General features: G+C 71.7%; 11 protein-coding genes. 5 read left to right on the top strand and 6 right to left on the bottom strand.

The window, feature by feature from the left end:
* Positions 1-121 precede the first annotated feature (121 nt).
* The gene (locus ACZ6O5_RS00475) at positions 122-1,504 is read right to left on the bottom strand and encodes an FAD-dependent oxidoreductase (RefSeq protein WP_465974310.1); all 1,383 of its coding nucleotides are present in this window, start codon (positions 1,502-1,504) and stop codon (positions 122-124) included.
* 403 nt (positions 1,505-1,907) lie between these two features.
* Between ACZ6O5_RS00475 and ACZ6O5_RS00470 the strand changes: the two genes are divergently transcribed.
* Complete coding sequence (locus ACZ6O5_RS00470; protein ID WP_465973700.1) at positions 1,908-3,545, top strand: B12-binding domain-containing radical SAM protein; 1,638 nt, start codon at positions 1,908-1,910, stop codon at positions 3,543-3,545.
* A 534-nt stretch (positions 3,546-4,079) separates the two neighbouring features.
* Entirely contained in the window at positions 4,080-5,201 is a 1,122-nt protein-coding gene (locus ACZ6O5_RS00465; RefSeq protein ID WP_465973698.1) for a pyridoxal phosphate-dependent aminotransferase, read from the top strand.
* A 74-nt stretch (positions 5,202-5,275) separates the two neighbouring features.
* Here the strand turns inward: ACZ6O5_RS00465 and ACZ6O5_RS00460 are convergent, their stop codons facing one another.
* Entirely contained in the window at positions 5,276-10,270 is a 4,995-nt protein-coding gene (locus tag ACZ6O5_RS00460; RefSeq protein ID WP_465973696.1) for an amino acid adenylation domain-containing protein, read from the bottom strand.
* 811 nt (positions 10,271-11,081) lie between these two features.
* Here ACZ6O5_RS00460 and ACZ6O5_RS00455 point away from each other — a divergent pair.
* Positions 11,082-12,809 (top strand): hypothetical protein, encoded by a 1,728-nt coding sequence (locus ACZ6O5_RS00455; RefSeq protein WP_465973694.1) that lies wholly within the window; start codon positions 11,082-11,084, stop codon positions 12,807-12,809.
* A gap of 91 nt (positions 12,810-12,900) precedes the next feature.
* Here the strand turns inward: ACZ6O5_RS00455 and ACZ6O5_RS00450 are convergent, their stop codons facing one another.
* The gene (locus tag ACZ6O5_RS00450) at positions 12,901-14,655 is read right to left on the bottom strand and encodes a hypothetical protein (protein ID WP_281942511.1); all 1,755 of its coding nucleotides are present in this window, start codon (positions 14,653-14,655) and stop codon (positions 12,901-12,903) included.
* Positions 14,656-14,853: 198 nt separating this feature from the next.
* Positions 14,854-15,252: a hypothetical protein gene (locus ACZ6O5_RS00445; RefSeq protein ID WP_465973693.1), complete on the bottom strand. Its 399-nt coding sequence runs from the start codon at positions 15,250-15,252 to the stop codon at positions 14,854-14,856.
* 259 nt (positions 15,253-15,511) lie between these two features.
* Here ACZ6O5_RS00445 and ACZ6O5_RS00440 point away from each other — a divergent pair, with 259 nt between their 5' ends.
* Positions 15,512-16,717: an FAD-dependent oxidoreductase gene (locus ACZ6O5_RS00440; protein ID WP_465973691.1), complete on the top strand. Its 1,206-nt coding sequence runs from the start codon at positions 15,512-15,514 to the stop codon at positions 16,715-16,717.
* Between the two features lie 106 nt (positions 16,718-16,823).
* Positions 16,824-17,621 carry a hypothetical protein gene (locus tag ACZ6O5_RS00435; RefSeq protein WP_465973689.1) on the top strand — a complete coding sequence of 266 codons (798 nt, stop codon included), beginning with the start codon at positions 16,824-16,826 and terminating at the stop codon, positions 17,619-17,621.
* Positions 17,622-18,033: 412 nt separating this feature from the next.
* Here ACZ6O5_RS00435 and ACZ6O5_RS00430 read toward each other — a convergent pair whose 3' ends face one another.
* Both ACZ6O5_RS00430 and ACZ6O5_RS00425 read right to left on the bottom strand, forming a co-directional pair.
* Positions 18,034-19,029 carry a DUF1702 family protein gene (locus ACZ6O5_RS00430; protein ID WP_465973687.1) on the bottom strand — a complete coding sequence of 332 codons (996 nt, stop codon included), beginning with the start codon at positions 19,027-19,029 and terminating at the stop codon, positions 18,034-18,036.
* A gap of 56 nt (positions 19,030-19,085) precedes the next feature.
* On the bottom strand, positions 19,086-20,165 hold the full coding sequence (locus tag ACZ6O5_RS00425) for a carboxymuconolactone decarboxylase family protein (protein WP_465973685.1): 1,080 nt from the start codon (positions 20,163-20,165) through the stop codon (positions 19,086-19,088).
* Positions 20,166-20,215: the final 50 nt, after the last annotated feature.

The raw sequence follows: 20,215 nt of genomic DNA, 5'->3' as shown, positions 1-20,215 counted from the left end.
GGACGTCCGCTGACGCGGGGTCGCCTCGCAACGGGCGACGCGGGGTGGAGCTGAGCAGGTGGCTCGCTCGGAAGGGAGAAGCAGAAAATCGTGGCGTACGCGCGGACGGCACGTCCCGGCGCTAGTCGCGGCCGGCGCCGAGCGGCGCCGCTGCCGGGACCCGGTTCGGCCGGCGACCGGCCTGCCGCAGCACGCGGAGCATCCGGCCCGGGCGGAGCAGGGACGTCGGCTCGTCGATGAGGCCGGCCACCCGCATGAGGGCATTGGTGAGGCTCGGGTCGTGCACGGCGGCCCGCTGGACCTTCGCCACGTAGGCGTTGATCATGCGGATCTTGGCGGTCCGCCGGCCTTCCACGCCCGCGTAGCCGAGGTCCGCGGTCGCCGCGAACTCCCAGGGCGAGTCGATCTGGCGGGAGATCTCCTGGAAGAACTCGAGCGGATCCGGCACGGTCGTGCTGCTGAGCTTGTCCGCCAGGACGCGGGACTCGACCGCGGCGATGGCCATGCCCTGGGCGTAGATGGGATTGAAGCTGCAGACCGCGTCGCCGATGACCAGGAACCCGGCCGGGAAGCGCGTCAGCCGCTCGAAGCGGCGGCGAACGCTCGCCGGGAAGCGGAACATCACCGGGTCGTTGAGCGGCTCGGCCTCGCGGACGGACTCGTAGATCTCCGGCACCGGAACCGACCTGACGAACTCGAGGAACTTGTCCGGGTCGGTCGGTGGATGGTCGCCGAGAACGCCGGTGAGCGACAGCTCGACCCGTCCGTCGTCGCCGGGCAGCCGGTAGTAGAACGCGCCGCGCGGATGCGTGGGTGTCGCCGCCGCGATGACGGCGATGTCGCTGCCGAACGGGTCGTTACGGACCCGGTAGTGGCGGGTGGTGTAGGCCAGGTCGACCTTCACCCGGTCCTCCTCCGGCCGGGAGTAGCCGAGTTCCTCCAGCCAGGTCGGCGTCCTCGACCCCCGCCCGGTGGCGTCGATCACCAGGTCGGCTCGGAGCACCTCGGGGTCCGAACCGCCGTCGCGACGCTGCACCCGCGCGCCGACGACCCGGCTCTTGTCGGGCGTCGCCTCCACCCCGACGATGTCGTACCCCTCCAGGAAGCGGATGTTGCTGACCTTCTCCACCCGGTTCCGCACCTGGTGCTCGATGACCGGCCGGGTGCACGGCACCGAAAGCAGGCCGGTGTTCGCCTGGCGGAGCTGCATTCCGTTGAAGTACCAACGAATCGCGCCGCTGAAGTCACCCGGCTGGACGCCGGCGGCTTCCATGTCGGCCGTCAGCCCGGGAAACTGCTTCTCCAGGATCTGTTGCCCGCGGGCGACCAGACCATGGGCGTGCCGACCGTGCGGAACGCCCTTCCGGTAACCCGCCACTCCGGCCAGTTCGTCGCGGTCCACGACGAGCACCTCGGGATACACCTCGGCGAGCACATTGGCGGCGAGCAGGCCGGCCAGGCTGCCGCCGAGTACCACCGCGCGGCCGACAGGCTGTTCAGGCATCGCGATCTTCCTCCTCTGCGAACCAGAAACGTGCGCCTTCCCCATGCCGTCAGCCGTGGTGTCGGACGAGCGAAGCCGCTGCCCGCTGCGTGAGCCCGGCAGGGCCGACTGGGTGTCAGAGCCATCTTCGGCGCTACCGGCACCGATGGCGTCTTTCTCATTGCGGAGCCCGCCGGGCGGGAACGACGACCAGGTGAGCAGGGATGCGTGCACCCCAGCAAGCTGCGAGATGCCGCCCTCCCTGGTCGCTCTGAAGAATGGGGGCTTGAATACTTTCGGCCGGACCGTCCCGCGTCGGAAGACGTGACGCTTTACAACGAGATATTCGGGACAGGGCCACAGGACCTGTGAATAGTCGGAGGTGGTGGCCATGAAAATGAGCCTCAAGCCCATTCAGGAAATCGTGGGGGCCGATCCTCGCTACCGCTGGGACTATCCCGGCTCCTCGGTGCCGACGCCATCGAAGAAGCTTCGATCGGTGTGGTATTTCGGCCTGCCGCTCACCTCCGCGCATCGCGATGCCCACGACGCCGGCAACGCCATGCTCGACGGGAGGTCCGAGGAGGAACGGCACCTCAACGAGGGGTCCGTGTACCCGCACGCCGCCCTGGTCGAGATGATCACGTATCAGGACAGGTGCTTCCCGGACCTCCCCTGGCGCTACATCGACATGAGCCACCTGGACTGGCAGCACGTCAGGGCCGCCATCAACGAGGACCCGCCCGACGTCGCCGCCTTCACGGTCTACACGGCCACCACGCTGTGGGCCATGATCGTCGCGGCGGAGATCAAGCGGGTCAACCCCAAGGCCGTCGTGGTCTTCGGAAACGACCACGCCGGCATCCTCTACCAGGAGACCCTGACCGGGAAGTACGGCAGTCGCCTGGTGGACTTCATCAGCACCGGCAACAACGGCCCGTTCACCATGATGGGCCTGTTGACCCACCTGCAGGGCGGGCTGGAGCTGAGCAAGGTCCCCTCCGTGGCGTACCGGTCGGCCGGTGGTGAGGTCGTCAACCAGGACGCCGGCACGTTCCCGCTGGACCGTCGGATCCTGCCCGACTACCGACTGATCATCGACCAGCTCGAAAAGCACTACGACCGCGCGTTCAACATCTGGTACTCCCAGCACTACGACCTCAAGCGGATGGTCACCGTGCCGCTGGACGGCGGGTGCACCTGGGGAAAGCGGCCGGGCCGCCGGTGCAAGCACTGCTCGATCCAGGGGCTGACCCCGAAGACGACGGATGTCGCGTCCGCGATCCCGGTGCTGGAGAACATCGTCGGGGACATCGGCGCGAACGTGTACGCCGCCGGCGACTCGACGCTCGGCTTCTCGCGTGAGCAGTGGGAGGGAAACATCTCCTACCTCAACGACATGGCGGAGGCCTGCGCCAAGTCGCCGATCCTGCAGAAGCACCGGTTCATGCTGGCCTACGGGCTGGTCTACGAGTTCCTCGAGTCGGCGGAGCTGTGCAAGGGGTTCGTGCGCACGTGGAACGTGGGGCTGGAGGCGTTCGACCCGAAGTTGCTCAAGGCCGACTCCAAGGGGATCAACAAGGGGCCGGAGCGGATCGGGGAGGCGCTGGAGCTCGCGCGCGACCTCGACTACAAGCTGTACGCGTCGGGCATCATGGGCCTGCCGGGCACGACGATGAAGAACCTCAAGACCGAGGTGAACAGCTGGCTGTCGATGGCCGAGGAGTACCGCGACCTGATCACCAGCATCTCCGTCGCGGCGCCCGGGATCATTCCCGGCTCGCGCATGTACTGGGACACCTACAACGAGTCCCCCCAGGTTCGGGCCTGGCACGGTGAGATCCTTCCCGCGCGACGGATGACCGCCCTCTACATCCGCGAGAACACCGAGGTGGAGCTCGAGGACGTGGAAGCGGCGATCACCGACCTCCGGAACGGGATCCTCCAGATCAACGGCCCGATGGAGCACATGAAGTTCGGCTACTACATGCTGGGCGGTCGAGACGAGGACGAGGCGGCCGAATACCGCCTCCTCGAGGAGATCTGCGCGCAGCTCGACTAGTCACCGGTGCCACCCCCTCCCGTCGAGATGGTCCACGAGCCGCGTCGTCGTCCCGGGCTGCTGCCCCGGACGGCCCGGCTCGTGGCCGGATCCGCCGCGCGGTCGGCCCCGCGACCGGCGACCGTGGCGTGGCCGTCCGCCCGCCCGGCGCCGCGATCCGCGCGCCCCGCCCGCGATCCGGCCGTCCCGACCGAACCGCGGCCACCGCGTCGGCGCGTGCGCCCCCTCGCCGGGCCCGCGCCGGACCGCCCCACGACTCCGCGCGTCCCGGCGCACCACGGCCGGCGACACGAGCCGGGGACCGCCGTGGCACGCTCGGGGACACACATCGATCGACATCTTCGTGACCCCCCGTGAGGCCGGCCCCTCGAACCGATCACGCGCGGCGGCGGCTCGACCGCGCAGACCGTCGGGGTTCCACCCCGGCGCCACGTCAATCCCGGAAGGAAGCAGCTCATGTCGGTGACGTCAGATCTGGAGAACATATTCAGGTCGCCAGCGAACATTCCCGCTGGCGAGTCGGTGATCCGCGGGATGACCCGCGCGTGCCAGGCGGCGGACGCGGTGAACCTGGCCCAGGGCATCCCGAGCTATCCGCTTCCGCTGAGCCTTCAGGAGGCCGCCGTGGCGGCCATCCGCTCGAACGACAACCAGTACACGTCCCCGCGCGGCAGCGAGCCGTTCCTTGCGGCCATCAGTGACTTCGAGCAGCGGCGCTGGGAGATGCCGACGCCCTACGACCCGGAGACGCAGATCTGCGTCACGTGCGGGGCGACCGAGGGCATGCTGGCCACGCTGCTCGCCGTGGCGGAGAAGGGCTCCAACGTCATCATCGTCGAGCCGGCCTACGAGTCCTACGCGGTCAACCTGCGGCTCATCGACGTGGAGGCCCGGTACGTCCAGCTGAAGGGGCCGGACTGGGTGCTGGACCCGGCCGAGATCGCCGCCGTCGCCGACCGGAACACCCGCGCGATCATCATCAACTCACCGCACAACCCGACCGGGCGCGTCTTCACCCGGGAGGAGATCCAGGGCCTGGCCGACGTCTGCCTGCGGCTCGGCATCATCGTCATCCACGACGCGATCTACGACGAGCTCTACTTCACGAACGAGCGGCCGCCCCGGATCTCCGACGTCCCCGGGATGGACAAGCAGTCGATCACGATCAACGCGCTCTCCAAGATGTTCTCCGTGACCGGCTGGCGGGTCGGCTGGGTGACCGGGCCGCAGCGCCTCATGGAGCGGGTGGCCCGCGTGCACGACTTCCTCACCATCGCGGCGCCGACCCCGTTCCAGGCGGCCGGCGCCGCGGCGCTCTCGCTGCCGAACAGCTACTTCGAGGAGCTGCGGGAGGTCTACGGCAAGCGGCGCGACATCCTCGTCACCGGCCTCGAGAAGTGCAACATCGAGTTCCAGCGGCCGGCCGGCGCCTACTACGTCATGTGTGACGCCAGCTCGTTCGCGCGCCCCGGCGAGGGGGAGGCGGAGCTGACCCAACGCCTGCTGCGCGAAGGCGGCGTCGGCGTCGTACCCGGCCTCTGTTTCTACGGCTCGGAGCGGAGCGGCCCGCCGCAGATCCGGATCGCGTTCGCGAAGGGCGAGGACACCGTCGCCGAAGGCGTCCGCCGCCTCTACAACTACCTCAGCGCGGGCTGACCGAGCCCGCCGGCGCACAACCCAAACGCACCGGGCCTGGTGGAGTCTCCACCAGGCCCGGTGCGTTTCCGCGTTCAGACCGCGTTGACGGGGGCGCTGGGCTTCGGCGCGTCGGCCGACGACACGTAGCTGGTGACGCCCTTGACGGAGGGGTTGGCGAGGAACGCCTTCAGCCCGATCTTGATGTCGAGCTGGTCCTCCAGCCGGGCCAGCAGGATGGCGGCGAGCAGGGAGTGGCCGCCCAGGTCGAAGAAGTTGTCGTCGACCCCGACCCGGTCGACACCCAGGGACTGGGCGAACAGGTCGCACAGCACCGACTCGCGCGCCGTGCCCGGCGCCTGGCCGCTGGCCACCGCGCTGTAGTCCGGCACCGGCAACGCACGCCGGTCCAGCTTCCCGTTCACCGTCAGCGGCAACGCATCCATCACCACCACCGCCGACGGGACCATGAACTCCGGCAGCGTCCGCGCGATCTCCTGCCGGGCCGCCGCCGGGTCCACCCGACCACCGGGCGTCGGGACCACGTACGCCACGAGCCGCCGGTCACCGGGACGGTCCTCCCGGGCCACCACCGCGGCCTGGCCCACCTCCGGCTGCGCGACGAGCACCGCCTCGATCTCGCCCGGCTCGACCCGGAAGCCCCGGATCTTCACCTGCAGGTCGACGCGTCCCACGAACACCAGCAGGCCGTCGGCGTTCCACCGGACCAGGTCGCCGGTGCGGTACATCCGCTCGCCCGTCTCGAACGGGCAGGCCACGAACCGCTCGGCGGTCAACCCGCGTCGGTTCATGTACCCGCGCGCCATGCCCGCGCCGGCGATGTACAGCTCACCCGTCACGCCCACCGGCACCGGCCGCAGGCTGCCGTCGAGCACGTACAGCCGCATGTTGGCCATCGGGCCACCGATCGGCACCGGCTGCGCCGCCTGCTCGTCCGAGAACTCGGTCATCGCGTGCAACGTGGTGAACGTGGTCGACTCGCTCGGCCCGTACCCGTTCACCATCAGCACGCCCGGGCACCGCTCGACCACCCGCCGCACCGCGGTGCCGGACACCGCGTCGCCGCCGACCACCACCATCCGCAGCCCGGCGAGCGCCGACGGCTGCTCCGCCGCCACCGCGTCGAACAGCGCCGACGTGAGCCACATGGCCGTCGGGGCCGCCCAGGCGATCACCTCCGCCAGGCGGGAGATGCTCATCTCCTCCGGCGGCGCCGCCACGTGCGTGCCGCCGCGCAGCAGCGCGATCCACAGCTCGTACGTCGAGATGTCGTACGAGTGCGGCGAGTGCACCAGCATCCGTTCGTGCACGCCCGCCGGCCAGCCCGGATCCCGCACCATGTCCACCACGTCCTGGTGGGTCACCGCGACGCCCTTGGGCACCCCGGTCGACCCGGACGTGAAGATCACGTACGCCAACTGGTCCGGGTGGATCTCCGCGTCCCGGAAGTCCTCCCGCGCCCCGGCGGCGGCGTCCCCGGCGGTCGCCAACAGGATCGGCGCCCCGTCCGGGCGCACCCGCTCGGCGAGGTCCGTCAGCTCCTCGTCGCACAGCACCGCCACGCTGTCCACGTCGCCGGCCACGAACGCGATCCGCGACTCCGGCCAGCTCACGTTGACGGGCACGTACACGCCGCCCGCCTTCAGGACCGCCAGCAGCGCCACCCACAGCTGCGACGACCGCCGCATCACGACGAGCACCCGCGACTCCGCGGTGACGCCCGCGTCCACGAGCATCGCCGCCAGCCGGCTGGACCGCTCGTCCAGCTCCCGGAAGGTCAGGCTCGTCCGGCTGTCGACCACCGCGACCGCCTCCGGGTTCCGGGCCACCTGCGCCGCGAACACCCCCGGCACCGTCGCCGCCTCCACCTCGAGGGCGGTGTCGTTCCACCGGTGCAGCACCAGCTCCCGCTCGGCCGGCGTCAGCAGGTCCAGCTCGCTGATCCGCCGGGTCGGCTCGGCTGCGGCCTGGTCCAGCAGTCGCGCCAACCGGCCGCCGAGGGCGTGCACCGTCGACTCGTCGAACAGGTCCCGGGCGTACTCGAACGAGTAGCGGATCCCGGCCGGCGAGCCGTCGGCTTCGTACTCCGGGCGGAAGAACATGCTGAGGTCGAACTTGGCCGTCTCACCGGCCAGCGACTCGGCCCGCGCCTCGAGGCCCGGCACCTGCCACTGCTGGCTGGTGTCGTCGTCGATGGTGAGCATCACCTGGAACAGCGGGTGCCGCGAGGCGGACCGGACCGGGTTGAGCTCCTCCACGAGGCGCTCGAACGGCACGTCCTGGTTGGCGAACGCGGTCAGGTCCAGCTCCCGCACCCGACCCAGCAGCTCGCTGAAGTTCGGGTCCCCGGACAGGTCCACCCGCAGCACCAGCGTGTTGCCGAAGAACCCGACCAGATCGTGGAGCGCCTCGTCGGTGCGGCCGGCCACCATCGTGCCGATCGGGATGTCGGTGCCCGCACCGGAGCGCGACAGCAGCATGGCCAGCCCGGCCTGCAACACCATGAACACCGTCACCCGGTTGGCGCGCGCCACCTCCTCGAGACCGCGGTGCAACCCGGCGTCCAGCTCCAGCTCGACCAGGCCGCCACGATGCGACGGCTGCGGCGGGCGCAGCCGGTCGGCCGGCAGGTCGAGCTGGTCGGGCAACCCCGCCAGCGCGGAGCGCCAGAAATCGAGCTGCCCTGCCAGCACGCCGTCGGAGTGGCGGTCCTCGCCGAGCAGTCGGCGCTGCCACAGCGTGTAGTCGGCGTACTGCACCGGCAGCGGCGCCCACTCCGGCGCCCGCCCCGCCAGCCGCGCCCGGTACGCCTCGCTCAGGTCCCGTACCAGCACCTCGGCCGACCAGGCGTCGCTGGCGGTGTGGTGCATCACCAGCACCAGCACGTGCTCGGTGGGCCCGGTCCGGAACAGCCACGCGCGCAGCGGCAGCTCGCCGGCCAGGTCGAAGACGTACCGCACGGCCTGCTCCAGCAGGCCCGGCAGGCTGGCCTCGTCGGCCACCGCCATGGTCACCTGCGGCACCGCGACCGCGGCGTCCACCACCCGCTGGTACGGCTGGCCGTCGGCGACCGCGAAGACGGTACGCAGCGCCTCGTGCCGGCCCACCACGTCCCGCAGCGCGGCCATCAGCGTCTCCGCGTCCAGCCCGCCGCGCAGCCGCCACGCGAACGGCACGTTGAACAACGGGCTCGGGCCGTCGTACTCGTTCATGAACCACAACCGCTGCTGCGCGAACGACAACGGCAGCCGCTCCGGCCGGTCCACCACCCGGGTCAACGGCGTACGCGCGCCGGTCGCCTCGCGGAGCGACCGGGCCAGCGACTGGACCGTCGGATTCTCGAACACCGTCCGGATGTCCAGCTCCACGCCGAGCGCCGAGCGCACCCGGCTGATCAACCGCGTCACCATCAGCGAGTGACCGCCCAGGTCGAAGAAGTTGTCCTCGACGCCGACCCGGTCGACGCCCAGCACCTGCGCGAACAGCTCACCCAGCACCGCCTCCTGCGGGGTGCTGGGTTCCTGACCACCGGCGGCGGCGGCGAAGTCGGGCGCCGGCAGGGACAGCCGGTCCAGCTTCCCGCTCACCGTCAGCGGCAGCGTGTCCAGCACCATCACCGCGGCCGGCACCATGTATCCCGGCAGCTTGCGGGCGGCCTCCTGCCGTAGCGCCGCCGGATCCACCTGGCCGCCGGGCCGGGGCACCACGTAGCCGACCAGCCGCGGGTCGCCGGGGCGGTCCTCCCGCATCACCACCACCGCGCGGCCCACCCCGGGCTGCGCGGCGAGCACCGCCTCGATCTCACCCGGCTCGATCCGCAGTCCCCGGATCTTCACCTGGTCGTCGGCGCGTCCGAGGAACTCCAGTTCGCCGTCAGCGGACCACCGGACCAGGTCCCCGGTGCGGTACATCCGCTCCCCCGTGCCGAACGGACACGCCACGAACCGGTCCGCCGTCAACGCCGGCCGGTTCAGGTAGCCCCGCGCCAGCCCCGCGCCGGCGAGGTACAGCTCGCCGGTCCCCCCCATCGGGACCGGCCGCAACCGGTCGTCCAGCACGTACACCTGCGCGCCCGGCAGCGGCCGGCCGATCGGCACCGGGCGGTCGTCCCGCTCGGGCCCGGCCGCCAGGTCCCCGGTGGTGGCGGTGGCGTACACCGTGGCCTCGGTCGGGCCGTACGCGTTGATCACCTGGGCGTCGGGCACCGCCGCCCGCACGGCCCGCAGCACCGGCCCGGTCAGCGCCTCGCCCGCCAGCACGACCGTCTGCGCGGTCGCGGACGTCTCCGCGGCGGCGAGTACCCCCGCCATCGCCGACGGGGCGGTGCTGATCAGGCTGCCCGACCAGCCGCCCCGCGCGAGCACCAGCACATCCTGCACCACCTCGATACACCCGCCGCAGGCCAGCGGTCCGAACACTTCGAACACCGACACGTCGAAGCTCAACGACGTCGACGCCAGCACCCGGCGGAACCGGTCCGCGCCGAACGTCGACGCCGCCCACGACACGAACCACGCCGCGGAGTGGTGCTCCACCGTGACGCCCTTGGGCCGGCCCGTCGAGCCCGACGTGTAGATCACGTACGCCGGGTGTCCGGGCAACAGCGGCGCGACGCGGTCCGCGTCGGACACCGCGGTGTCGGGCAACGCGGCCACCTCGGCCTGCACCGCCGGGTCGTCCAGCATGATCGTCAGCCCGTCGCGCGCGCCCGGCTGTCCGCCGTCCGACGCCGAGCCCGGCGTGGTGGTGGCCAGGGCGCGCGAGGTGAGGATGGCGGCGGGGGCGGCGTCGGCGAGCATGAACGCGATCCGGTCGGCGGGGTTGGCCGGGTCGATCGGCAGGTAGGCCGCGCCGGACTTGAGCACCCCCAGGACCGCGACGATCATCTCCGCGGACCGTTCGGTCGCCACCGCGACCAGCCGGCCCGGCCCGGCGCCGTGCGCGGCCAGGTACCGGGCCAGCCGGTTCGACCTCGCGTCCAGCTCCGCATAGGACAGCGACACGTTCCCGGACACCACCGCCACCGCGGTGGGGGTCCGGGCTGCCTGCGCCGCGAACAACTCACCCAAGAGCTCCTCCGCCGGAGCAGCGGAATCCGGCGTTTCCTGATCACTGACGCGCGTTGTCACGGCTGCTCCACTCACGCTCGACTTTGATTGGACTGTTGAGCCATATGGCGGTCCGATGCTCTGCTACGCACCTGAGGCAAGCGGCGCTGGTTCTCGTTATCACGAGAACCAGGTAAAGGACATCGCTCGCTCACACCGGTCGATGACCCAGGATCACACCCTGTTTCCGGCGGCGCATCTCCGGGAGTGCTCGCCCGTCGTTTTGTCCGCCGCGGCCCACATCCTGGCAGGTCCGACGGCCAGCGCCGCGGTATGCGTACCGGCCTGCGACATGTCATCACCGATGCGCCCCGGCCAGCCACCGGACGCGCATGTCCGCCATTGCCCCGAACAATAGAAGACGCGCGTGAGCGGTGTCGTGACGTAGGCGCTCAAATGGTGTTTCGAGAGCCGCGGTGACTCGCGGTTCCCCATTTTCCGGCTCGAATCGTCAGGACGGCGCGGCTGCCGCCGAAAACGACGGTGAACGGGATCGGCGGCGCGTCCGCCGGCACACGGCCGTACGCCCCGACCGCCGGCGGCGCCACTCGGCGGGCCCGCGACCGCGCGCACGGGCGGTGGTCGACGGGCCGGTCGGACCGGTCCGGGCCCGGCCCGGACGCCCACCGGCCCGCCGGCGTCGCGGACGGACGACATGGAATTCCGTGACCGCATTGTCTATGGTGCGGTAGGTGATTGATCGTCGTAACTGCCTGGGACTGGAGTCGCCGGTGCCGATCATCCTGCGCCGTGTCGTCAGCAGCCGCGTCCGATGAGGACCCACGTCTACCGCGCCGGGACGGTGGCCGTCCTGGCCGCCGTGGCGGTCGGAATCAGCACCGCCCCGGCCTGGGCGCAGGCGCACGATCACGAGGCCCCGGCGGGCGTGGCCCCGAGCGGTGGCCTCGCGGTCGTCATCCACTGCCTGAGCCTGCTGGCCACCGCGGCGGCCGTGGCGACGGCCTGGGGCGGCGGCCGGGCGGAGCGGTCGCGGACCTCCGTCGCCGCGGTCGTCGCCGCCGTCGCGGACATCGGCGCGATCCAGGCGTGCGGCACCGCGGTGGTGCCCTCGGTCCTCCTCGCGCTCGGCACGTTGACGCTGCCGTGGCTGGTGACCCGCCCCCGGGCGGCGCTCGCGCTCGGCGCGGTCCTCGGCGCGGGTCGCGTCCTGCAGGCCGTGCCGGACGGGTCCCCGGCCCGGGCACTCACCGCCGCCGGGCTCCTGGCCGCGATGTGCTGTGTGGGCGCGATCTCCGCGATGCTGGCCGGTCGCCGTGGCGCCGGCAGGGTCGCGTTGGGTCCGGTGGCCACCGGCGCGGCGTTGGTCACCGCCGGCGTCGCCACGGCGTCCTGCGTGCGCGGCGAGGTGCGGCTGGACGCCACGCTGCTGTGGTTCACGTTCGGCTGGCTCAGCGTCGCGTACTTCGGGCTCGCCGCCCTGGCGGTGACGATCGGGCCCGCGTCGCGCCGGCTCCAGGCGGTGACGGCGGCGGCCGCGCTGGTGGCGGGCGTCGGGCTGGTCGGTGTCCCACTGCCGCCCGCGCCGGCCGACGTCGGGATCCCGATGGTGCGGCAGGTCGACGCCGCCGGCCACCGGCTGCCCGTGCTCGTCACCCCGCAGCGCCCGGGCTGGAACCTCGTCCACGTCGGCGCCGACGACGTGCGGGTCGGCCTCGACCCGGGCCGGCTGGCCGCGGCGGGCGCCCGGCCCGGCACCACCGGATCGTGGGGGCTGGTCCGGCTGCCGGCCGGCCGCAGCCGGCTCTGGCTCGCCCACGGCGGCGCCACCGCCTCCCTCGCCGTCGACACGGGCCGGGCCGGCCCCGGCCCGGACGTGACCACCCCCGACGGCCCCGAGTGCGCCAGCGCGAGCCTGGGAGCCGTACTCGCCGGCACCGGGCGACCCCTGGCGGCCTGTCCGGCCCAGGAGCTGACCGCCGAGGACGCCGACGCGCTGCGGGCGATGGTGTCCTTCATCGCGGGGCGCGGCGTCACCGCGATCTCCGTCCGGTCCGACGACTCGCCCCGGGGCGTCGCGGCCCGGCAGCTCGTCGAGGCCGCCGCTGCCGCCGGGAAACTCCGCGTCACCGACCCCGGCGACCACCCGCTGCTGGTGGTGTCCGGATGGGCGGCGGCCGAGACCACGCTCCGTGCGGTGGCGGCCGACCGGTTGCCCGCGCAGGGCAGCTACCTGGCGCCATGGCTGCTCACCGGGCCGCTGCTGGCCATCCCGAGCGGTCCGCTGCTGCCGCTGCGCTTCGATGTGCGCGACGACGCCGCGACGGCGTACCTGACCGAGCTCTCCGAGCTGTTCCCGCTCGAACCGCCGACCGGAGTCGGGTACCTGACGTGGATGCGCCGGCGCGCTGTGCCCGCCGGGCCGCTGCGCCTCTACGCGGCGAGCCAGCTGTTCGTTCCGGGCGCCGGTGGCCACGACCACCGGAGCACCACCTGGGTGCCCCACGGCACCGTCACGGCGGTGAGCGGCCAGTTGCCCTGACCGACACCCCGCGCGACACCCGGACAGCGGACGAGGCGCAGCGGTCGCCGCGCCTCGTCCGGTGCACTGTCTGTCCGGCGTTGCTACCCGGTCAGCGGAGGACCTTGTCGCTGACCACGAAGAGCACGCCGTGCGGGCGGGCCACGCCGACGCTGCCGTGCGGCCAGTCCTGGCGGTTGAAGCTCACGCACGACTGGTGCGTCTGCTCGTCCCGGAACGCGGTGTCCGGGGACAGGACGCCGGCGCGGTCGAAGTTGAACATGCAGATGCGGTGGTCACCGTCGAGGCCGGTCTTGGCGACGAAGTAGTTCGAGGTGGCGACCCGCTCGATGTGGTCGGCCTCCCGGTAGAAGCCGTTCCGGTCCCGGGTGAACATGTCCTGGCTGCCCCAGTGCGGCCCGACGCCGATGTTCGGCGTCACCTTGTCGGCGACCGGCACGACACTGGTCAGGGCGGGACAGTCGGACTCCGCCCCGCCGGCAGCGACCTCCTCGATCGTGTCGATGTTGCAGGCGGGGTTGGCCCCGGACGCGAGGAGTTTCTGGATGTCGAGCACGAAGACCATGCCGCTGGTGACGTCGCGGGGCAACCGCGGGTCGGTACCCATCACGGTGTGGATCAGGAACCGGTCGTCGGGGGTGACCTGCAACCAGCTACCGCCGGCGTTCGACCCGGTGAGCACGCCGGTCGGATCGAACCTGCGGTACGCCGCCGTGTCGTCGAAGATCTCCCGCCACTTCGGCGAGCGACTGGTGATGTCGGGGGTGTAGAAGATCGATCCGCCGGCCATCGTGGAGGCGAAGGCGCCCCGGTGCCGACGCTGGTTGGTGAGCGCGTTCTCCATCACCATGCGGTTCTCGTTGACGGCGATCGAGTCGTCCACGCGCGGCCCGTCGGGCAGGTACGACACCGAGCGCAGCTTCGGATTGTTCCGGTTGGTGATGTCCAGGACCCGGATGCTGGTCCGCAGCAGGAGCGGGTCGGTCTCCACATCGGAGGGTTCGAGGAAGCTCCTGAGTTCGGCGAAGTCGCTCGCGACCAGCACGTTGAGGTCCTCGCGGACCTGGAGCCCGTGCGGGTTGGCGCACGTCGCCGGCGTGATGCTCGGCCGGTTGTGGCAGATCGCCGGGTCCTCGCCGTTCGGCAGCGCCATCGGGATCTCGGCCAGCGTGCGCCCGTCGGCCGACATCCGGACCACCTGGCCGGGCGAGCCGTTGGCGCCGTTGCCGACGCGGACCTGGCCGTTGGTGTAGCGGCAGGGCCCGGCGATGTCGGGGCCGCCGAGGTAGGTGGCGTAGGCGGTGCCGTCGCGCAGCGACCAGAACGCGTCCGGCGCGGAGCCGCACGGCGTGTCGACGGGGAGGTTCACACCGGTGAGGCGGAGCACCGGCAGGCTCCGCGAGTCGAACACGTAAGCGGTGTCGCTCAGGATGCTCGCGGCGAAGATCCGTTGGCCCTTGTGCCAGATGTACTGCATGTGGTGCGGCTCGTTCTGACGTTGCGGACTCAACGTCACGGTGTTGACCACCTGCCCGTAGGTCCGCGAGCCCCGGGTCGCGTCGATGACGGCGATGAAGTCCTTGGCCGCCGGGTTCGACGCGTCCGCCGCACCGGCCCAGGCCAGCAGCCACTCACGGGGACCGCCGCGGAACGCCGCCGCCGTGAGGTGGTTGGTGGCGGTGTACGTCCGGTGGTCCGAGCCCTGCACGCTCGAGGACACCTGCGTGACGGCGAAGGCCGTGCTGCCCGGTGCCGCGACCAGGCCCGTGCTGGCCACCAGGACCAGCGCCGCCGCGAGGCCGGCGACGCGAGGGATGTGCAGTCTCGGCACGTGCTGTCTCCACATGGCTTGCTCCTGTCAGGACAAGTCGGCGGTGAATTGGATCGGGGGTCACGTGACCGGCCGGAATGCCGGCGATGTGCAGCGGGTCGTACGAGCGACAACCCGTGTTGCGTCATCCCGTCCGGCGCATAGAGCGTAGACGATATTATCATCGCCGAAAGTTTCGTCAAGGGAATGACGATTGCCGACAGAAGGCGGAGATCAATTGCCCAGGTCGACAGTCGTCCACCATTCCGACCTGGCCATTGACCAGCAAGCAGTGGCAAAACGTTCGGGACAGACGCGGACCGCGGCCGTCACTGCTGTCGTGCTCGTCGGGCCGGTCGCCGCCGCGTGCGGGGCGGCCCCGCACCGCACCAGGCTGTTCGCGCCGCCGCCGCCGGTGAGCCGGGCCGGCAGCGCGGCGCCGCCGAGGCGTTCGGCCAGCCGGAGCGCCCGGAACATGGGCTTCGCCAGATTGGCGACGATCCGCAGCCGGACAAGCCAGTCCGAGGTACGCGAATCTGGGCCAGGTCGGAATCGGGCGCGAATGTCCGCCATCGCCGCCGACAATGCGATACGCGCCGACGCGACGTCGCGGCACACCCGCTCGAATGTCATTCCGGACGACGCGGTGAACCCGGAAGGCCCTTTTCCTGGCGGGAATCATCAGGTAGGGCGACCGCCACCGAATACGACGGCGAACGCGACACCGGTCACCGGGGCCCGGCCACGCGCGTCGTCCACCCGGCACCGGATACGCCGGCATCGCCCGCTGCGCTCCGCTTCGGCCCGGTTCGATCTCCGGATCGGGGCGACAGCCGGCGGCAGGTCGGGCACGAGCAGAGTTGGTCGGGCCGGTGACCGGCCCGACGATGGAGTGGTGACCTATGACGCCATTGTGGTGGGGGCGCGTTGTGCGGGTGCCACAACGGCGCTCCTGCTCGCCCGAGCGGGACACCGGGTGCTCCTGCTGGAACGTGCCAAATACCCGAGTGACACGCTGTCCACCTTGTACATTCACCAGTCCGGGGTCGAACGGCTCGCCCGCTGGGGCCTGCTCGACCGGATACGGCAGACCGGCTGCCCACCGCTGACCACGGTCAGCTACCGCGTGGCCGACGTCTACCTGCGCGGGCCGGCGCCGACGCTACCGGGTGTGGTCGGCGCCTTCGCTCCCCGTCGATACGTCCTCGACCCCATCCTCGCCGAAGCCGCCGCGGAAGCCGGCGTCGAGGTCCGGGAACAGACACTGGTCACCGGCCTCACCACCGAGGACGGCCGGGTGACCGGCGTCCGGCTGCGCACCGCGAACGGCGCCGAGACGACCGAACGGGCCAACCTGGTCATCGGCGCCGACGGGATGCGGTCCAGCGTCGCCAAGTTCGTCGACGCGCCCCACTACGCCGAACATCCCAACCTCACCTGTGTCTACTTCACCTACTGGTCCGGGATTCCGGCCCACTTCGAGATCTACGAACGCACCGGCGGCTGGGTCGCCGCGGTCGGCACCCACGACGACCTCACCCTGATCGCCTCCTACCTGCCCCAGGAGCAGTTCGCGCAGGTACGGCGCGACCCCAAGGCCGCCTACCTGGCCAACATCCAGGCCACCGCGCCGCCCCTCTGGGAGCGGCTCGCCGAGGCGACCATGGCCGAGCGCCTCTACGGAACCGGCGACCAACGCAACTTCTTCCGCCAGGCGCACGGTCCCGGCTGGGCCCTCGTCGGCGACGCCGGCCACCACAAGGACTCCATCAACGCGCACGGCATCACCGACGCGTTCCACCAGTCGGAACTCCTCGCCGCCGAACTCACCAGCGGCGACGACCCGTCGGCCACGATCAACGACCCGGTCCGCCAGCAGGCCGCCCTGGCTCGCTTCGCCAGCGCCCGGGACACGCAGATGAAACCGACCTACCACACCAACCTCGTCACCGCTCGCCTCGACCCCGACCCCCACCTGCTCAGCCTCCTGCGCGCCGTCCAGGACTCCCCGGAACTCACCGAGCGCTACTTCAGCGTGGTCGCGGGCATCCTCTCGCCGGAGGACCTCTTCACCAGGGATCTGCTCGCCCGGCTGTGAGCGGCGGGCACGGACCCGAGACCGCAGTTGTCCGACAAGAATCAGCGCGCCGGCACCCGACGACGGCCGTGAGCGGCGCGCGATGACCCGAGCGGATAAGGATGACATGACCCGTTCAGACCTCGACGAACCGGTGCTGCGACGGCTCAGTCCCGGCGACGCCGATCCCATCCTGGTGGCCGACTTCCAGGCGCTGTCCATGGCGCCGCGTCTGAGCGAGATGCTCAGCGAGCGCCTGCCGGGCCGGCCGGTGTTCCAGATCGACCCCATCGGCGCGCTCAGCGGCAAGCGCCTCTACATTCCGCTGCCGGAGCTGGCCGAGGCCTGCGCGGACGAGTTCCTGAAGTCCGGCGCGGACCAGGGCCGGGTGTACGTGATCGGGCACTGCAGCTCCTCGGCGGTGGCCCTGCGCGTCGCGGGCCTGTTGGCGGCCACCCGGCCGGTGACCGCCCTCCTGGTCCAGCCGGGATGGCCCGACGACGAGCTCGTGCGGGAGAAGTTCGACGAGTACCTCGGGAAGTTCGGTCCGGCCACCCGCTCGTGCCCGGATCTGGACGGGGACCCGTCGGCGGTGGTGGCCGCGATGGAACAGGTCTTCCAGGACGAGGTGACCGCGTTGGCGGCCGGCCGGGGGCTCGGCGGCACCATGGGGGCCTTCTCCGACCTGATCGTGTGGTACCGCGGCTGGCTCGCCTTCCTGCTGGCCGGCCGCAACGACACGTCCAGCACGGAGGCCGTCGGTCGGGCCACGGTGGCGGCGCTTACCGACTCCCCCTCGACGGTCGAGGTGAAGGGCCTCAGCCGGGACGCCTACCAGGTGGTGGAGCTGCCGACGACCCAGCCGGCCGGTCCGATCAAGCCCGAGCTGACCGAGTTCATCGCGACGCGGGTCGAGCCGCGCTGACCGGCGCCGCCCGGGCGATCCGGGCGAGGACCCGCTCGACACCACGACCTGTGCCGGCCGGTGGCCGGCACAGGTCGTCGCGTGTCACGCCATTCGACGGATTCCGGCGGGTCGCCATTTCTCGACTGCGATGTCGCCGCGTGGACCAACTCCTCCACGGTTTCCCGGAAACCGTCGGGAGAATGCCACAGCCGCGCTGAGTTGGAAGGGCCGAACGCGGTCGTCGTCAATTCGATCGACCGCGCCCAGCCCTGCTTCTCAATGGTGCGGTGTCCGATGTCGCGGACACATCTTCAACGGTGCGGAACGCGTTCCCGGCGCCCCGTGCGCGATGACGCGTCCGGTCGGACCCGCACCGCGACACCGGCGGGCCGGCGCAGGGGCACGCCGGGCGGTCCCACCGACGGGCGGCTCAGCGCGCGCCGTGCGCGGTCGACGCCGCGACGGCGGTACGGATCCGCTGACGCCACTGCTCGTACGCGGGGCTGCCGTCGGCGTCCCGTTCGGCCACGGCGACGTCGTCGGCGAGCGCCGCGGCCTTCTCGACGGTGAGCCCGGCCAGCGCGGCGATCGCGGCCTCGGTGTGCGGCGGCACGGTGCCCGAGTAGTGGCGCGCCTTGGCGGCGAACACCGAGCCCTGGGCCACCTCGGTCCAGTGCGGCCCGGCCAGTCGCCGTAGCGTCGCCAGGTCGGCTGCCGCGCACCCGCCGGCGAACGTCGACGCCAGGCCGACTCCGCTCCACAGGTCGGCCTGGCGTTCGGTGGCGAAGCGCCCGACCGCCGTGGCCACGTCGGTGACCCGTCCGTCGTGGATGAACCACAGGGCCCGGCCGATGCCCTGGTCCACGGCACGGTGGAAGTAGTCCGGACAGCCCTGGAACGGATACGACGGCGGCACCCGCTGCTCGTCGACCCACCGCCCGGTCTTGAAGTAGGCCAGGTCGAAGCCGTATCCGTCGACCGCGAGCCAGCTCATCGTCGGGTGGTACGGCGTGCCGTCGAGGTCGGGGACGATCCGCTTCCACAGCGCCCGCGGCAGCTTCGCCATCGCGAAGCCGATGCCGATGTAGGCCAGGAAGATGTGCGGCTGGCCCGGCCCGAGCAGCAGGTCACGGGTTCGGTGCCCGCGTCCCCCGCGCATCGCGTCGAGGACGGTGAACGCCATCGTGGCGCCCTCGTAGGCGAACCCCCGCTGCTCCGCCTCGACGAGGCTGAGCCGCCGCTCCACCTCCCACTGGTCGCGGGCGTCGATCCCCCACTCGAAGCCGCAGATCACCGCCTGCGGGATCGCTTCGAGGCGGCTCGCCGCCGACGAGGACGCGCCCGGGAACCCGCGACGTTCGAACGTCACCTCGCGGAGCGGGGGTGTCAACACCAACCGGCGTAGCGATCCAAGCGTGGTCGGCATGCGCCCTCCCATATATCAACATCTCGGTACAGACTTGTGTGTTCGGCACGAAAGAGCTACTCCGGAAGTGCGTTGCTCCCGGCGGTCACCTGCCACGCGCCCACCTGCCTGGCGGCCGCGTAACTCGCCCACGCGACGACCTCCACCAACGCGGCGTCGCCCGGCTCCCGGGCCCGGAACTCGGCGACCACGTCCTCGTCCACCTGGTACGACGCGAAGACGGTCAGCAGCGCGAGCCGACCGGCGGCGCGGTCCGCCTCGGGCAGCTCGGCGACCAGCCGTTCGCACCACTCCCGGCTGAGCCCGGGATCCTCGCCCCGCCAGGTCGACAGGCGCTCGCCGACCAGGTGCCGCACGTCCGGGGACAGCGCCCGCGCGCCGACGGCGTCCAGCGCCGCGAAGGAACGCGCCACCGCCGCGGCCACCGCCGGGTGCCCCTCGGCCCAGGCCGCGTCCGCCGGCAGCGGGGCGTCGTGCAGCAGCGCCAGCGCCCGCCCCGACAGGCGGGTCTCGCGCAACAGCGGACTCAGGACCTGACTCAGCCCGTGCTTGAACCGGCGGCGGGCGTTCGGCCCGAACCGGCGAGGGACGAGGAAGCCCGGCAGGAACACGTTCACCACCCTGGTCAGGTAGTGGAACGTGACCGCCACCCCGACGAGTTCCGGCCGGTCGGACGGGGCGAACGGCGGCTGCCGCACGGCCGGCTCGTCCGGTCGGTGCGCGACCCGTGCCCAGCCGGCCACGGCACGCAGTCCCGGGTCCGGGACCTCACCCGCGCGGTCGGCGACGATCGCCTCCGCGGTCTGTTCGCAGGACAGGTCGTACAGGCCGATGCTGTGCATGTCGACGCAGTACGGGCAGGTGTTGGCCACCGACACCGCCGCCGCGACGACCTCCTTGCGGGCGCGGTCGACCCGACCGGTGGCGGTGAGCGTCTCGCGGGTGAGCATCCAGTAGGCGGCCAGCGCCGCCGGCGACGGGGACTGCGCGAGGATCGGCGGAATGACCACCCGCATCTCGTCGGCGGCCTGCGAGTAGACCTCGGCGACAAGGCCGGCGGCGGCAGTGGGCGACACCGGGCTGATGTACCTGACCTGCCGCTGGAGTACGGAGGAGATGACCCGCCTGGCGACCATGACCGGGTCTCACGAACTCGGTGCGGTGAGGCGCCGCGGCGGGGTCGGGG

Source organism: Micromonospora sp. NPDC049201 (genome assembly GCF_055586805.1).
Note: the sequence above shows the minus strand (reverse complement) of the source record. Positions and strands in the feature narration are given on the sequence as shown.

What these genes read in the sequence shown, in the direction of transcription:
- ACZ6O5_RS00430 (WP_465973687.1), bottom strand. Translation starts at nt 19,029, where the DNA reads ATGCCGACCACGCTTGGATCGCTACGCCGGTTGGTGTTGACACCCCCG.
- ACZ6O5_RS00455 (WP_465973694.1), top strand. Translation starts at nt 11,082, where the DNA reads ATGAGGACCCACGTCTACCGCGCCGGGACGGTGGCCGTCCTGGCCGCC.
- ACZ6O5_RS00475 (WP_465974310.1), bottom strand. Translation starts at nt 1,504, where the DNA reads ATGCCTGAACAGCCTGTCGGCCGCGCGGTGGTACTCGGCGGCAGCCTG.
- ACZ6O5_RS00450 (WP_281942511.1), bottom strand. Translation starts at nt 14,655, where the DNA reads ATGTGGAGACAGCACGTGCCGAGACTGCACATCCCTCGCGTCGCCGGC.
- ACZ6O5_RS00445 (WP_465973693.1), bottom strand. Translation starts at nt 15,252, where the DNA reads ATGACATTCGAGCGGGTGTGCCGCGACGTCGCGTCGGCGCGTATCGCA.
- ACZ6O5_RS00435 (WP_465973689.1), top strand. Translation starts at nt 16,824, where the DNA reads ATGACCCGTTCAGACCTCGACGAACCGGTGCTGCGACGGCTCAGTCCC.
- ACZ6O5_RS00465 (WP_465973698.1), top strand. Translation starts at nt 4,080, where the DNA reads ATGACCCGCGCGTGCCAGGCGGCGGACGCGGTGAACCTGGCCCAGGGC.
- ACZ6O5_RS00425 (WP_465973685.1), bottom strand. Translation starts at nt 20,165, where the DNA reads ATGGTCGCCAGGCGGGTCATCTCCTCCGTACTCCAGCGGCAGGTCAGG.